Origin of the sequence: Lachnoanaerobaculum gingivalis, from assembly GCF_003862475.1 — a bacterium.
GTDB lineage: Bacteria > Bacillota > Clostridia > Lachnospirales > Lachnospiraceae > Lachnoanaerobaculum > Lachnoanaerobaculum gingivalis.
On the sequence record NZ_RRCO01000002.1, the window covers coordinates 548,934 to 562,500 of the forward strand.

A 13,567-nucleotide genomic window follows, 5' to 3' on the forward strand; every position below is an offset into this window, starting at 1 on the left:
ACCACAAATAATACATTAGTGTCAATTAATATAACTATTAAACTTTAACTATATTATTTAACCAAACTTCCTTGCTTAATTCTTCATATTTCATCATATTCCCCTTCTTCTATCATCTCATCTATAGCTTCTCTAAACCAGTCCCAAAAGCTTTCATAATCCTTTCTCTGTTCCCATCCTGAACTTGCAAAATCGTGGATTTTTTGTACCCTTCCGCCTTTGTCGATATCAAAGCAAACTATATCATCATTGTCATCTCTTCTTGCAAAGGGAACCAACTTTCTCTCAGGATATCTTTCTTGCAGTCCCTTTATTCTACAGGCAGCATGCTCATAATCCATCAAATACCAAAAATCAAAATCCGTCAAACCTAAATGTACAATTTTCAAAAATTCTTTCGGATATTCAAATCCTTTATATATACTGCCGGCATCTAACAATTTCATTTCTATACCTCTTTCTTAAATACAAAAAGCGGCCAAATTCCTCTACTTATAAGAATTTGACCGCTTTTAAATAACTATTTTTTCTAATCCGCTCTTCTTCTGTAAAATCTTCCAAGGAGCTGTTGTGTCTTTATAAGATTTATAAATGCGGCCTTATCTATTTCTTTGATTGCCTTTACCACTTTATCAGCCTCGGCACTTGATACTATTGAGTATACAAGCGTTCTCTCACAATGATTGTAATGTCCTTCTCCCTTCCATGTTGTGGCACCATGGTGGCTGATTTTTGAAATTATCTCACAGACTTCATTTGGATGATCTGTAACAATGAACAGTGTAATCTGTTGGTACTTTCTGTACAATACATGTATAACAGTTGTGGTAACGTATTGAAAAATAATCGAATACAGCGCTCTGTCCCAGCCGAATAAAAGTCCTGCAATCAAAAGTACTACCGCATTTCCTACAAGGATGATATTAAATGCATCCATTCCCTTTTTTTCAGATAAGTAAATGGAAATAAAGTCGGTTCCTCCTGTAGTGGCATTCATAAGAAGACAAATACTTATAACAAGGCCGTTTATAATTCCTCCGAAAATTGTTATAAGCAATATATCCTCCGTTATTACATATCCCGGAATAATATCTACCAAAAATCCTGCCAGCAATATAACCCAGCAGGAAAAAAGTGTAAATTTCTTTCCTATAAATCTGAAACCTATATATACAGGTATCGCATTTAATATAATATTTACCAGTGTATATGGCAATTGCACATTAAAAAATATTCGTGCAGATCTGGTAATAAGCAAAGTAATACCTGTCGCACCTCCCGGGAATAAATCTCCGGTTCTTACAAAGGTCTTGATATTAACGGCCATCAAAATAGCCGCTAAAGATATAACGACAAATCTTTTTATATCATTTTTTATAATGTTATTTTTATTGTTTTTTATACTTTCTTCCATTAAACTATCTCACAAAACTTATTTTACCCTATGACAGGCTACACTTCTGCCGTTTTTTTCGCTCAAAACAGGCTCATCCGTTCTGCAAACTTCCATGCAATACGGGCATCTGGTATGAAATCTGCAACCGCTTGGAACATCTATAGGACTTGGTATTTCCCCCTTAAGCATTTCCTTTTGCCTTCCTGCATTTTCAATACTTGGAATGGCATCAAGTAAAAGCTTTGTATATGGATGTAGAGGATTTTCAAAAATATCATCAGTATTCCCGATTTCACATATTTTACCCAAAAACATTACACAAACCCTGTCGGCAATAAAATTTACCACGGATAAATCATGTGATATAAATAGATACGATGCTTTTCTCTTCTCCTGTAAATCCTTAAGTAAGTTTAAAACCTGTGACTGTATTGATACATCCAACGCAGATACAGGCTCGTCACATACTATAAGCTTAGGATTTAGGGCTATTGCTCTGGCAATTCCGATCCTTTGTCTCTGGCCTCCTGAAAACTGATGCGGATATCTGTTATAGTATTCCTTTCTGATACCTACATCTTCCATTAAATCAAGGACTTTTAACTTTATATCTTCTTTTTTCATTCCCTTATTATGTGTGATAATAGGCTCTGCAATAATCTCGCCTACAGTCATTCTTGGGTTTAAAGAAGCATACGGATCTTGAAAAATTATTTGAAGATTTTTCTTAATCTGTTTTAATTCTTCGCCCTTTTTTTCATAAATATTTTCATTAAGAAATATACTCTTACCGCTGTTTGGACTTATAAGTCCTATAGCACATTTACCGAGAGTTGATTTTCCACATCCACTCTCGCCAACCAAAGCCAAGGTCTCATTCTCATATATATCAAGACTGACATTACTTATTGCATGTACTTTTTTATTTTTCTTTGATGTAGGAAATTCCTTAACTATGTTTTTTAAACTTAATACTACATTTTTCATCTTCTATCCTTTTATATAGGAAACATGAAACCATATGATTATCCTTTATGTACTCGTCTGCCGGTCTTGAAGAAAAACAGATATCCTGTGCATAATCACATCTGTCTACAAATCTGCATCCCTCCGGCAAATTTAAGATATTCGGTACATTTCCCTTTATAGTATACAATCTGTCCTGCTTTTTTCCGATAGTGGGAATTGACTTTAAAAGTCCGTTTGTATATGGATGTGCAGTCTCATTAAAAAGCGTTTTTGTCAGAGTTGACTCCACCACTCTGCCTGCATACATTACATATACATAGTCACATATTTCGGCAACAACTCCCATATTGTGGGTGATCATTATAATTGATGTTCCGACAGATTCACACAGTTTTTTCATCAGCTTTAAAATCTGTGCTTCTATGGTAACATCCAAAGCTGTCGTAGGCTCATCGGCAATTAAAAGTTTAGGTTTACATATCATTGCCATACCTATCATTACTCTCTGCCTTAGACCGCCTGAAAGTTCATGAGGGTATGAGTTAAATCTTTTTTCCGCTTCCGGAATTCCGACCTCATTAAATATTTCAATGACACGCATCTTTGCTTCTTCTTTTGAAATCTTTTCATGCAAAATAATGGCTTCCATTACCTGCTTTCCCACTTTTACAACAGGATTAAGCGATGTCATCGGCTCCTGAAAGATCATGGAAATATCCTTTCCTCTGATTTTTGCATAATCTCTAACACTTATTTTTGTAAGTTCAGTGCTGCAAAAGTCTATACTTCCTCCTACTATTTTTCCGGGATTTTTTATAAGTCCCATAATGCTCATGGCAGTCATAGACTTTCCGCATCCGCTTTCACCTACTATTCCAACTATCTTGCCTTTAGGTATATCTATATTTATGCCGTCAAGTGCATAGGCAAGCTTACCCTTTACTTGAAAAGCAACTTTTAAATCTCTTATAGTCAAAATATTGTCCATATTACTGCTCCTTAAGATATGGATCTAATATATCTCTTAGTCCATCACCTAAAAAATTGAATGCTAAAACTACAATCATTATAGCCATAGCCGGTGCCAATACAAGTACAGGCTGTGTAAACAGATATTTTTTTGCACTCACGACCATAAGTCCCCAGCTTGCTGTAGGTGGCTGTGCACCCACGCCAAGGAAGCTTAAAGAACTCTCCGAAAGTATGGCTGAAGGTATACTTAAGGTAAATAATACCACCAATGTAGGTATACAGTTCGGTAATATATGTCTGAAAATAATTATTGCATTACTTACACCCATGCTTTTTGCAGCCTCAACATATTCTTTTTTTGAAAGTGACAATGTTTCTGAACGTATTACTCTGGATGTGGATGCCCAGTTTACCAAAGATAATGCTATAAATATATTTATAAGTCCCCCGCCCATTGTATACATTACAACCATCGCAAGTAAAAGTGACGGAAATGCCAGCATTATATCTGCAAGTCTCATTATCGCAAAATCTATCTTTCCGCCGAAGTAACCTGCAATAAGTCCAAGTATTGTACCTATTGTCATTGAAATAAATGTCGGTAAAAGTCCTATGGTAAGTGATATTCTTGCTCCGTAAATAACTCTCGTCAATGTATCTCTTCCAAGTTCATCTGTACCGAGAGGATGTGCAAATGAAGGTGCCAAAAGTCTGTCCTTTAAACTCTGCGCATTAGGTCCGTATGCGCATATCACATTTGCGAATATGGCGCAAAGTATAATTATAAAAATAACTATAAGAGAAAAGAATGCCAACTTGTTTTGTTTAATTACAGTGTTCAGCTTTTCAATAAAGCGCTCTTCCATTAGAATTTCCGTGTCAGCAACTGACTTTCTATCAATATTTTTACTCATATTATCGTTTTTCTTCACCACTCTTTCTATATCTCCTTTCTAATTCTCGGATCTAGAATAGAGTACAATGAATCCGCTATCAAATTTCCTAATATAACCAGTATCGTAGTAAATATAACCGTTCCCTGTAAAAGTGGCATATCTCTGGTCTCTATTGCATTTACTGCAAGTCTGCCTATTCCCGGTATACCGAAAATATTCTCGGTAATAACCGCACCTGAAAGCATTGATGATATCTGGAGTGCCATCATTGTAACAACAGGAAGCATGGCATTCTTTAAAGCATGTGATTTCATAACCGCAAATTCCAAAAGTCCCTTGGCTCTGGCAGTTCTGATATAGTCCTCCTGCATTACTTCCAAAATATTTGATCTTGTCATTCTTGCGATACTTCCGGCGGAATTCCATCCAAGCACTATAGAAGGTAATACCATTGAAGCCGCTGTCTCATATCCCGATACAGGAAATATTTTCAGCTTGTAGGCAAAAAGATATTGCAATACCAGCGCTATCATAAATACAGGCATAGATACACCAAGAAGTGCAGTGCCCATAAACAACCTGTCTAAAATATTATTTTTATTTACTGCCGCAAATATTCCGCTTAAAATGCCGACTATCCATGAAACTATTGCTGCACATACTGCAAGTCTTACCGTATTCGGAAATGCATCAAGTATTATACCTGTAACATTCCTGTTCAGTCTGTAGCTTGTCCCGAAATCTCCTCTTACAGCATGTGAAATATATGTAAAGAATTGCATATACAGCGGTTTATCAAGTCCCATCTCTTTACTTATCTTATCTATTACAACCTGATTTACATGTTCACCAAGCATTGTGGTTACAGGGTCTCCCGGTACTACTCTTAACATTATAAATATTATCAAAACCACGCCTATCAAAACAGGTATGGAAATCAAAATTCTTTTTAATATATTTTTCAACAAAACTGCCTCCAAAAAGCTCCGTCATAAAATTAAAAATGGAGCGATATCTCGCTCCATTATACCAATTATCTATTTTAAGCGCTATAGCTATTTTTTTGAAAAGCCTACAAATCTCATATCTGAAATTCCTGCCCAGTTAGGCTCAAATCCCTCGATATTCTTGCTTACACCATAATAGTGTTCTTTTGAGAACATAGGTAACCATGCAAAATCCTCTGTAACAATTTTCTTTTCAAGATCATTATACTCTGATAATCTCTCCTCATTGTTTACTATAGTTCTTGCCGCACTTACTCTGTCCATTACAGCCTTGTCAGGATAATTCAATGATCTTTGCTTTGTATTATTCTCATTTCCGAAGAATGTGTAAATAAAGTTGTCAGGGTCATTGTAATCTGCAGTCCATGTTGACATAAATGAGCCGAGTGTTCCGTCTTTTCTTGTTGCAAGCCATGTAGACTCGTCATAATTCTTTATCTCTGCATTTATACCGACTTCACTTAGCTGTGATGATATTACTTCAAGTATAGTCTTTGTAGTATCTGATGATGATGAATCAACTGAAATCTCCATATCAAATCCGTTCGGATAACCTGCCTCTGCAAGTAAAGCTTTCGCTCCGTCCGGATCATACTTAAGTTCAGGTAATGAAGAATTATATCCTATAAGTCCTCTTGGGAAAATACCGTTTTCAATTGTTGCTACACCGCCAAGTAATGAATCAATGATTTCCTGACGATTGATTGCCATAGAAATTGCTTTTCTCACATTTACATTGTTTAAAGGCTCAGTATTCTCATTGAATGTAAAGTATGTAATACCTACTCTTGGAGTATGGTAAAGTACATCAGGCATCTCTTTCTTATATGTATCAATATAGTCAAGCATGTAATCAAAATCAAGTATATCAAGCTCACCGTTCTTGAACATCATATTCCTTGTTTCGGAATCAGGTATAACTCTTATAAGGACGCCGGGAAGAGATACATCTCCACCCCAATATATGTCATTCTTTGTAAGTACAATAGAATCATTCACTGTCCACTCCGCCATCTTGAATGCGCCTGTTCCTACAGTTACTGAAGGATCGATACCGAACTTGTCGCCTGCAGCCTCTGTAGTCTCCTTATCAAGCATACATACAGGTGATGATGACAGGCAAGCTAAAAATCCCGAATAAGGCTCAGATAAAGTGATTTCTACAGTATAATCGTCCAAAGCTTTTACACCTGTAAGTTCTTTACTGCTTCCGTCCATAACTTTATCAGCACCTTCAATCTGGCTTACAAAGTCACCGTTTACAGCACCTGTAACTCCCAGAATTCTTGTTAGTGAATACACCACATCGTCAGCTTTAAAATCGGCACCGTTTGAATATTTTACACCTTCCTGTAAATGCAAAGTGTAAACTTTTCCGTCCTCAGATATGTCCCAACTCTTTGCCAATGAAGGTACAAGCTCACTTGAACCGTCGCTCTTTATCTTTGCTTCTACCAATCTGTCAAAGATATTTAAAGGTACCATATAATCCTTTGATGTCTTATGCGGATCTGCAGTCTGAATATCCGCATTAATTGAAGTTACAAGAAATCCTGTAGTATCAATATTTGTTGTTGCTTTGCTCTCCTGTGAGGAGCCTGTTTCCGTTTTCTTAGAAACGCATGCACTTAGAGTTAATGCTAAAACAGCACCTAACAATATAAATCTTTTTTTCATTTTCCTCTCCCGTTTCTTATTACTACATGACATTATAATACTTTTTATAATCAATGCCAAATAATTTTTACATCCAATATATAAAAAAGTCGGGCAAAATAATCGCAACCCAACTTTTTTATAAAATCTATCTTAGGAATGTAACCGCTTTTATAGGAGTTCTGTAATCACTTCTTCCTATTGTAATTCCAAGATTCTTATTTGCAGCATGAACTATCTTTCCGTCGCCCATATATATACCTACATGGCTTATCTCTCCGCCGCTTCCGTAAAAGAGCAGATCTCCCGGCTGAACTTCGGATAAACTTATTTCTCTTCCGTTATTAGCCTGCTGTCTTGTATTTCTTCCGGTACTGATTCCGAATTGTTCATAAACTCTCATAACAAATCCTGAGCAGTCTGCACCGTTTGTCAAAGATGTACCGCCATAAACATATGGATTTCCCACATACTGCTTAGCATAAGCAACTATTGCGGATCTTGAAGCATTTTCCTTGACTGCCGCCTTTGTGCTTTCCGTTGTAGCGGTTGTGGTAGCCTTTGATTTACTTACTCCCGGTCCACCGTTCTCACCTGTTACGACTGAGCTTTCTTTCTGAACCGTCTTTGCCTTGGTCTCTGTTTCCTTAGGCTTTTCAGTATTTCCACCCGGTCCATATCCTGCCGCAGTTGTAGCTTGCGTAGTGATTTCAACCTTGGATTCTGCAGGCTTAGTCTGTGGCGCCTCAGCTACCGTTGTAGCCTCAGTCTGCTTTGTTGTATCTTCTACAGCACTGATAGTTCCCGGTGCCTGTACGGCATCTATCTTTTCCTGAACCGTTTCAGTTTGCTTGGTTGTTTCCGGAATACTTGTTGCCTCAGGCTCTTTAACAGTTTCTATGGTGACTTTAGACGATTCCGTTTCTTTTTTAGTATCTTCTATCGCCTTTATAGTTTCCGAAACTTTTTTCTCCTCGGAATTTTTTGTAGCTTCAACCGTATCAGCATTTGTTTCCGCCTTAGTTGACTGCTTTGTGGCATCTTCCGTAGGCTTTGATGTAGGCTTTAGCGTTGTTTCAGGCTGTTTTGTCGTCTCTTTTGGAGCCTCCGATTTTTCTTCATTAGCCTTTGTTGTTCCTTTTATTGTATCCGGAACATTGATATTCACCTCTTTACTTGCAGGTGTTTCTCTTTTTTCGGCTGCCGGAGATTTTATGGTCTTAGGTTCAGTGCCTGTTTTTTCTGAAGTTGTCTTCTCGGTCGCCTCTGTAGACTTCTTTGTCTCTTTGGCTTTTGTAGTATCTGCAACTACTGTGTCTTTATTTGCCGCTACAGTTTTATCGCCGTCCGCATCTACCAGATTTTGATAAATATCCATAGCCTCTTTAGCTTCCGTTTCAAGCTTAGCCTTTTCAAGAGCCTCAATAGTACTCTCTTGTGTGGTCTTGGCTGTTTTATAAGATATGTCCGTCTTTATAAAGTCCTTATAAACATACCCTGTAAGATCGTCATCTACCTGAACCTTTACAAAGTTGTTATCCTGTCCTACGACTACAAACTTCTCTCCGCCTCCAAGCATAGTGAGGGTATTTGAAGTTATATTAGGTGTTGTTCTAAGTCTTACATTATCAATGTCTACAACAGTTGCATATGTGACGATTGCATCTTTCGCCAATTTTTTGGCTTTTTCTCCTGTAGCCACTTCTGAAGCCTTTACATAACCTTCAACACTTCCGGAGTTGATTTTTAACCACTCTCCGCTTTCATTCACCTCAGTTCCTACAACTGTCGCAACCGAACTGTATGAAATACTTCCTACAGCCTCACCGGTCTCTTTTGCGCTTGAATGAACAACCGTGTCTTTTTTTCGATTGGCTACAACGATATCATCTTTTATGATATCCTCTTTGAGTTTGTCTTGTATTGACGGCGCTTCATATTTTACCGTATCATTTACAAGTTTTGTTCGTGCATCGTCAGCTCCCGTTATCTCTATAGTATTGGTGGTTGCTTCTTTTAATGACTCACCAAGAGCCGTCTGTGGAGATATAGAGCTTGCCTTATAATTGTTTAAGGCTACGGCCATACCGGAGACTGCATTACTTGTCTCCAAATCCATATCTGCATAGGCGTTGAAACTACATAATGAAACAAGGGTTAGAGCGGATGCCAATGTTAGAATTTTCCTTTTCATGAGCACTCCTTGCTTTATTTTAGAGTGTTTAAATTATACCAAAATTTGTAAGATTGAACAATTACTTTACACTAGTATATTTATTACAATATTTTAAACTTTTGATTACGTTTATCGTTATAAATCTGTTAAAAAAGTGTTACAAAAAAAGAACAACCGTAGTTGTTCTTTAAGTGCGGGAAAAGGGACTTGAACCCTCACGTCTATACAGACACAAGATCCTTAGTCTTGCCTGTCTGCCAATTCCAGCATTCCCGCATAGGATTAGATTTTCTAATCAAGGCGACAACCAGATTTGAACTGGTGATCAGGGTGTTGCAGACCCACGCCTTACCGCTTGGCTATGTCGCCGTGTCTAGTTGCCTAAACAAGCGCCCCGAACAGGGCTCGAACCTGTGACACTGCGGTTAACAGCCGCATGCTCTACCTACTGAGCTATCAGGGCAAATACTCGTGTATTATATCAGATAATCACTGATTATGCAAGTACTTTTCTTCTAAAACTCAAACTGCACTTCGTTTGTTTTCGTTAAGAAGAAAATGCACCTTCAAAACTGCCTACCAAATTCCGATTATATACATAAATTTTCCTATCTTTTGGTTAAACCCTCGACCTATTAGTAACCATCAACTTAATACATTACTGTACTTACATCTTGGCCCTATCTACCTCGTAGTCTTCAAGGGGTCTTACTGTTTTCACATGAGATATCCCATCTTGAGGGGGGCTTCACGCTTAGATGCCTTCAGCGTTTATCCCGTCCCGACATAGCTACCCTGCCATGGAGTTACTCTCCAACAGGTACACCAGCGGTCAGTCCGTCCCGGTCCTCTCGTACTAAGGACGGCTCCTCTCAAATATCTTACGCCCACGCCGGATAGGGACCGAACTGTCTCACGACGTTCTGAACCCAGCTCGCGTACCGCTTTAATGGGCGAACAGCCCAACCCTTGGGACCTGCTACAGCCCCAGGATGCGATGAGCCGACATCGAGGTGCCAAACCACTCCGTCGATGTGAACTCTTGGGAGTGATAAGCCTGTTATCCCCAGGGTAGCTTTTATCCGTTGAGCGATGGCAATCCCACTTTATGCCACCGGATCACTAAGTCCTACTTTCGTACCTGCTCCACCCGTCGGTGTCGCAGTCAAGCTCCCTTCTGCCTTTGCACTCTTTGAATGGTTTCCGACCATTCTGAGGGAACCTTCGAGCGCCTCCGATACTCTTTCGGAGGCGACCGCCCCAGTCAAACTCCCCGTCTGGCATTGTCCCCCGGCCGGATTACGGCCGCAGGTTAGAAATCCAGCAATACAGGGGTGGTATCCCAACGGCGACTCTGCATAAACTGGCGTCCATGCTTCTACGTCTCCCACCTATCCTGTACGAGTATTACCGAATCCCAGTACCAAACTGGAGTAAAGCTCCATGGGGTCTTTCCGTCCTGGCGCGGGTAACCAGCATCTTCACTGGTACTTCAATTTCACCGGGTGCATTGTTGAGACAGCGCTCAAATCATTACGCCTTTCGTGCGGGTCGGAACTTACCCGACAAGGAATTTCGCTACCTTAGGACCGTTATAGTTACGGCCGCCGTTTACCGGGGCTTCAATTCAAAGCTTCGTTTCCTGACTTCTCCTCTTAACCTTCCGGCACCGGGCAGGCGTCAGCCCATATACTTCACCTTGCGGTTTCGCATAGACCTGTGTTTTTGCTAAACAGTTGCTTGAGCCTTTTTTCTGCGACCACTATTTCTAGTGGCACCCCTTCTCCCGAAGTTACGGGGTCATTTTGCCGAGTTCCTTAACAATGCTTCTCCCGCCGGCCTTAGGATTCTCTCCTCATCTACCTGTGTCGGTTTGCGGTACGGGTACATATAACACAATAGCGGCTTTTCTTGACGGCTCCCTAACCGACTTCCCTACTAAACTTCGGTACGCATCACGTTTTCCCCTTGCATGGTGGTTTTTCCTCCCATACAGGTACTTCGCTTGCCCCGGTTTTTGTCCTCCCGGGTTCGGTTTTTAGTCTCCGTGTCCCCACAGTTCTGATTATATGTAGTACAGGAATCTGTACCTGTTATCCATCGACTACGTCTTTCGACCTTGCCTTAGGCCCCGACTTACCCTGAGTAGATCAGCTTTACTCAGGAAACCTTAGATATTCGGCCAAGAGGATTCTCACCTCTTTCTCGCTACTCATTCCGGCATTCTCTCTTCTTATTACTCCACCACTCCTTCCGGTATGGCTTCTACGCATCTAAGAATGCTCCTCTACCAATGTATAATATACATTCCTAGGCTTCGGTGTTGTGTTTAGCCCCGGACATTTTCGGCGCAGGACCTCTCGACTAGTGAGCTGTTACGCACTCTTTTAATGTATGGCTGCTTCTAAGCCAACATCCTAGCTGTCTTCGAAATCCCACATCCTTTTCCACTTAACACACACTTTGGGACCTTAGCCGTAGGTCTGGGCTCTTTCCCTTTTGACTACCCAACTTATCTCGTGTAGTCTGACTCCCGTCAATCATCTAGCCGGCATTCGGAGTTTGATATCTCTTGGTAGGCTTTGACGCCCCCGCAAAAATTCAGTGCTCTACCTCCGGTAGACTAATAACGAGGCTAGTCCTAAAACTATTTCGAGGAGAACCAGCTATCTCCGGGTTCGATTGGAATTTCTCCCCTATCCACACCTCATCGCCACCCTTTTCAACGGATGTGCGTTCGGTCCTCCATTCACTTTTACGCGAACTTCAACCTGGACATGGATAGATCACCCGGTTTCGGGTCTACACATACTGACTAAACTCGCCCTATTAAGACTTGGTTTCCCTTCGGCTCCGTATCTTTAATACTTAACCTCGCCTGTACATGTAACTCGCCGGACCGTTCTACAAAAAGTACGCGGTTCACCTTTCGGTGTTCCACAGTTTGTAAACATAGGGTTTCAGGTTCTTTTTCACTCCCCTCCCGGGGTTCTTTTCACCTTTCCTTCACAGTACTATACGCTATCGGTCACTGACTAGTATTTAGCCTTGGGGGGTGGTCCCCCCTGCTTCCCACAAGGTTTCTCGTGTCTCGTGGTACTCCGGATACTGCTGGATTCAATATATTTTCCCTTACACGGCTCTCACGCTCTTTGGCCCGCTTTTCCAAAACGGTTCAGGTAATATATCTTACTCGTGTTGCAGTCCTCTACCCCGCAGTGCACGCACCACGGTTTGGGCTCTTACGATTTCGCTCGCCGCTACTTTCGCAATCACTGTTGTTTTCTTTTCCTCCGGCTACTTAGATGTTTCAGTTCACCGGGTTCCCCTCTGTACGTTATGTATTGGCGTACAGATACTTGGAGTTCTTCCAAGTGGGTTTCCCCATTCAGACATCTGCGGATCACTGAATATGTGCTTCTCCCCGCAGCTTTTCGCAGCTTGTCACGTCTTTCTTCGGCTGTCAGTGCCTAGGCATCCACCCTACGCTCTTTATGTTTAACCTCTTAAATCATTTAGATTTAGTGTTTTGTATGACACTAGCGTGTATCATACACTATGTTTAAAAATTTATTTTTGTTATTAAATATCAACTACATTATGTAATTGATACCTCGGATGTCTAATTATAAAATATTTATATAATTTCTCGTTTGGTATGCAGTTTTCAAGGTACATTTGTAGTTAAAGCATTTGCTTTAACAGTGGAGATGGAGAGATTCGAACTCTTGACCCCCTGCTTGCAAGGCAGGTGCTCTCCCAACTGAGCTACACCCCCATAAATTGGCATCCACCTACTCTCCCATACCGTCTCCAGTATAGTACCATCGGCCGACTAGGTCTTAACCATCGTGTTCGGAATGGGAACGGGTGTGTCCCCTAGACGCATCGACACCAATAATGTTATGTTTTTAGTTTTACCCTTGATAATGTAAAACTAAACAGTACTCACAACCCCTACTTTTATCCTTAGAAAGGAGGTGATCCAGCCGCACCTTCCGATACGGCTACCTTGTTACGACTTCACCCCAGTTATCCTCCCTGCCTTCGGCAGCTCCTTCCCACACTGCTAAACATAACTACTGCTATTCTTTATATCATATAAGAATACTCACTCATAAGCCTTACGGCTTATTCCCTCGTATTCTTATCCCAGCTTTATGTTTACCAGTGTGGGTTAGGTCACTGACTTCGGGCATTGATGACTCCCATGGTGTGACGGGCGGTGTGTACAAGACCCGGGAACGTATTCACCGCAGCATTCTGATCTGCGATTACTAGCGATTCCAGCTTCATATAGTCGAGTTGCAGACTACAATCCGAACTGAGACGTTATTTTTGTGATTTGCTTGACCTCGCGGCTTTGCTTCACTTTGTTTACGCCATTGTAGCACGTGTGTAGCCCAAATCATAAAGGGCATGATGATTTGACGTCATCCCCACCTTCCTCCGGATTATCTCCGGCTGTCTCGTCAGAGTGCCCATCTTACTGCTG

Annotated in this window: 8 protein-coding genes, 4 tRNA genes and 3 rRNA genes (1 of these 15 running past the window's edge); all 15 read right to left on the reverse strand. The window is 40.6% G+C overall.

Annotation, left to right across the window (positions count from 1 at the left end; all coding sequences use genetic code 11):
• Nucleotides 1-83: 83 nt before the first annotated feature.
• Entirely contained in the window at nt 84-446 is a 363-nt protein-coding gene (locus tag EHV10_RS06825; protein ID WP_128673992.1) for an SMI1/KNR4 family protein, read from the reverse strand.
• A gap of 83 nt (nt 447-529) precedes the next feature.
• A complete protein-coding gene (locus EHV10_RS06830) occupies nt 530-1,414 on the reverse strand; it encodes a YitT family protein (RefSeq protein ID WP_128673993.1) in 885 nt (294 codons plus the stop codon).
• A gap of 18 nt (nt 1,415-1,432) precedes the next feature.
• A complete protein-coding gene (locus EHV10_RS06835; RefSeq protein ID WP_128673994.1) occupies nt 1,433-2,383 on the reverse strand; it encodes an ABC transporter ATP-binding protein in 951 nt (316 codons plus the stop codon).
• Nucleotides 2,346-3,353, reverse strand: a complete 1,008-nt coding sequence (locus tag EHV10_RS06840; protein WP_128673995.1) for an ABC transporter ATP-binding protein — start codon at nt 3,351-3,353, stop codon at nt 2,346-2,348. The genes EHV10_RS06835 and EHV10_RS06840 overlap by 38 nt, the downstream gene beginning before the upstream one ends.
• A 1-nt stretch (nt 3,354) precedes the next feature.
• Nucleotides 3,355-4,272 carry an ABC transporter permease gene (locus tag EHV10_RS06845; RefSeq protein ID WP_243116087.1) on the reverse strand — a complete coding sequence of 306 codons (918 nt, stop codon included), beginning with the start codon at nt 4,270-4,272 and terminating at the stop codon, nt 3,355-3,357.
• 5 nt (nt 4,273-4,277) lie between these two features.
• The gene (locus tag EHV10_RS06850; protein ID WP_128673996.1) at nt 4,278-5,201 is read right to left on the reverse strand and encodes an ABC transporter permease; all 924 of its coding nucleotides are present in this window, start codon (nt 5,199-5,201) and stop codon (nt 4,278-4,280) included.
• 87 nt (nt 5,202-5,288) lie between these two features.
• Nucleotides 5,289-6,917, reverse strand: a complete 1,629-nt coding sequence (locus EHV10_RS06855; protein WP_128673997.1) for an ABC transporter substrate-binding protein — start codon at nt 6,915-6,917, stop codon at nt 5,289-5,291.
• Between the two features lie 127 nt (nt 6,918-7,044).
• On the reverse strand, nt 7,045-9,090 hold the full coding sequence (locus tag EHV10_RS06860; RefSeq protein WP_128673998.1) for a C40 family peptidase: 2,046 nt from the start codon (nt 9,088-9,090) through the stop codon (nt 7,045-7,047).
• Between the two features lie 174 nt (nt 9,091-9,264).
• A tRNA-Leu gene (locus EHV10_RS06865) sits at nt 9,265-9,348 on the reverse strand.
• 22 nt (nt 9,349-9,370) lie between these two features.
• A tRNA-Cys gene (locus tag EHV10_RS06870) sits at nt 9,371-9,441 on the reverse strand.
• 21 nt (nt 9,442-9,462) lie between these two features.
• Nucleotides 9,463-9,535, reverse strand: a tRNA-Asn gene (locus tag EHV10_RS06875).
• Nucleotides 9,536-9,687: 152 nt separating this feature from the next.
• Nucleotides 9,688-12,576, reverse strand: a 23S ribosomal RNA gene (locus EHV10_RS06880).
• 201 nt (nt 12,577-12,777) lie between these two features.
• Nucleotides 12,778-12,850: transfer RNA gene (locus tag EHV10_RS06885), tRNA-Ala, on the reverse strand.
• 3 nt (nt 12,851-12,853) lie between these two features.
• Nucleotides 12,854-12,971: ribosomal RNA gene (gene rrf / locus EHV10_RS06890) — 5S ribosomal RNA — on the reverse strand.
• Between the two features lie 74 nt (nt 12,972-13,045).
• A 16S ribosomal RNA gene (locus EHV10_RS06895) occupies nt 13,046-13,567 on the reverse strand; it runs 1,119 nt beyond the window's last position.
• Together the 16S, 23S and 5S rRNA genes with 4 tRNA genes alongside form the textbook arrangement of a ribosomal RNA operon.